The organism is Nguyenibacter vanlangensis, assembly GCF_013376155.1.
GTDB lineage: Bacteria > Pseudomonadota > Alphaproteobacteria > Acetobacterales > Acetobacteraceae > Gluconacetobacter > Gluconacetobacter vanlangensis.
Window position 1 is genome coordinate 1 of the sequence record NZ_JABXXP010000540.1, and the last position, 1,971, is coordinate 1,971.

General features: G+C 68.0%; 2 protein-coding genes. One reads left to right on the plus strand and one right to left on the minus strand.

Features of this window, described 5'->3' with window-relative positions; all coding sequences use genetic code 11:
• Nucleotides 1-374 precede the first annotated feature (374 nt).
• Nucleotides 375-1,364: a bile acid:sodium symporter family protein gene (locus tag HUK84_RS16405; RefSeq protein WP_176641234.1), complete on the plus strand. Its 990-nt coding sequence runs from the start codon at nucleotides 375-377 to the stop codon at nucleotides 1,362-1,364.
• Here the strand turns inward: HUK84_RS16405 and HUK84_RS16410 are convergent.
• A partial coding sequence (locus tag HUK84_RS16410; protein ID WP_176641235.1) for an alpha/beta hydrolase occupies nucleotides 1,361-1,971 on the minus strand: 611 nt, incomplete at its 5' end. The two genes, HUK84_RS16405 and HUK84_RS16410, sit on opposite strands and share 4 nt — an antisense overlap.

Here is a 1,971-nt window from a genome sequence, read left to right on the forward strand (position 1 = left end):
GACGGCGCAGTTCGCGGGCAGGGGCAGCGCGGCGGCCGGGGCCGCCGACAGAACGGCCGGCAGCGCCAGGGCCACGGCAAGGGACGCAAACAAGGGGAGTCGCATAGTCGTCATTCCGGCCGAAGAAAGTGACGTCATCGACGGATGCCGCCCAAGACGCAGTTAACGTGACGCAGTTAACATCACGCAGTTAATCCGTGACGCGGTTAATCCGTGACGCGGTTAATCCGTCACGCAATCAATCCATGACGCAATCAATGGCATGAGAGTATGACCGAGGCGAGGCGGCATCGCCCGCCGCGCCCGTTCCGCCTTCAAATCCCTTCCAGCCGGCCGGCGCACCGGCCCATGCGTTTCACCGGGACCTTCGTTCGATGTTCAAGCCGGATCCGTTCCTGATCAGCCTCATCTGCACCGTCATCCTCGCCACCCTGCTGCCGTGCCACGGCGCGGCGGTCCCCGTCTTCCAGGATCTGGCCATCGCGGTCATCGCCGTCATGTTCTTCCTCCAGGGCGCGCGCCTGTCGCGCCGGGCGGTGCTGGACGGGCTGGTCAACTGGCGGCTGCACCTGGTGATCCTGCTCTGCACCTTCGCGCTGTTCCCGCTGCTGGGTCTGGGGCTGCACGCGCTCTTTCCGCATCTGCTGCATCCCTCGGTGTGGCTGGGCATCCTCTTCCTGTGCTGCCTGCCTTCGACCGTCCAGTCCTCGATCGCTTTCACCTCGATCGCGCGCGGCAACGTGCCGGCGGCGGTCTGCTCGGCCACCACCTCCAACATCCTGGGCATCTTCATCACCCCGGTGCTGACCGGCCTGGTGCTCGGCCGGCACGGCGCGTCCGCCGGCCAGGGCGGGGTGGTGGCGATCATGCTGCAATTGCTGCTGCCCTTCGTGCTGGGCCAGCTCCTGCAGCCCTGGCTGGGCGAATGGGCGCATCGCAACAAGCGCCTGCTCTCCATGACCGATCGCGGTTCGATCCTGATCGTCGTCTACACCGCGTTCAGCGAGGCCGTGATCCAGGGCCTGTGGCACAAGCTGCCGCTGTCGCAGATCGGCCTGGTCCTGCTGGTCGACGCCGCCCTGCTGGCGGCGGTTCTGTTCGTCACCACCCTGGGCAGCCGCGTCCTGGGCTTCTCCCCCACGGACGAAGCGGCGATCGTCTTCTGCGGCTCGAAGAAGACCCTGGCCTCCGGCGTGCCGATGGCCAACGTCCTGTTCGCCCCGGCCACGGTCGGGCTCGTGGTCCTGCCGCTGATGATCTACCACCAGATCCAGCTCTTCGTCTGCGCCGTCCTCGCCCGCCGCTACGCGGCGGCGCAGAACCAGCGCCAGGCAAGCCAGGACACGGCCCAGGTGGGCGCTTAATAAATCTCGGCCGTCAGAAACCGCCGCAGCGCGTCCGACAGGATGTCGGGCGCCTCTTCGGGAATGTAATAGCCGCAATCGACTTCCAGCCCCTCGACCGGCCCGGTCGCAAAGGCCCGCCACAGGTCCGGCGGATCGTACCAGCCGCCCAGCCGCCCGTCGCGCGACCAGGCGACCAGCAGCGGACACCCGAAACGCAGATCGACCGGATAGGGCGGCACCCGGAAATGCCCGTTCGCCCCGGGTGACTGGCCCGGCGGCACCAGGTCCAGGTAATCGGCCACGGCCGAGGGGTTGAAGGCACCGGCCGATTCCGCCGCGGGCTGCGTCCATTCCTCGGGAACCGCCACCGTCGCCGATTCCGGCTTCGGATGAAGCTGCGCGAACCAGCAGGCCTGATAGCGCGATAATTCATAGGCCAGGTCCGCCCGGCCATGATGCCCGGGCGAGGGGATGCATTCGATCTCGGCCAGATGCGTCACCCGCGCCGGCGCCCATGAGGCAGCATAGGCGGCGGCATAGGCCGCCACATGGCCGCCCGTCCCATGCCCCGCGATGGCCAGCGTCTCATGGCCCAGCGCCCGCGCGCAGGCCAGCAGATCGCGCG

What these genes read in the sequence shown, in the direction of transcription:
- HUK84_RS16405 (WP_176641234.1), top strand. Translation starts at nt 375, where the DNA reads ATGTTCAAGCCGGATCCGTTCCTGATCAGCCTCATCTGCACCGTCATC.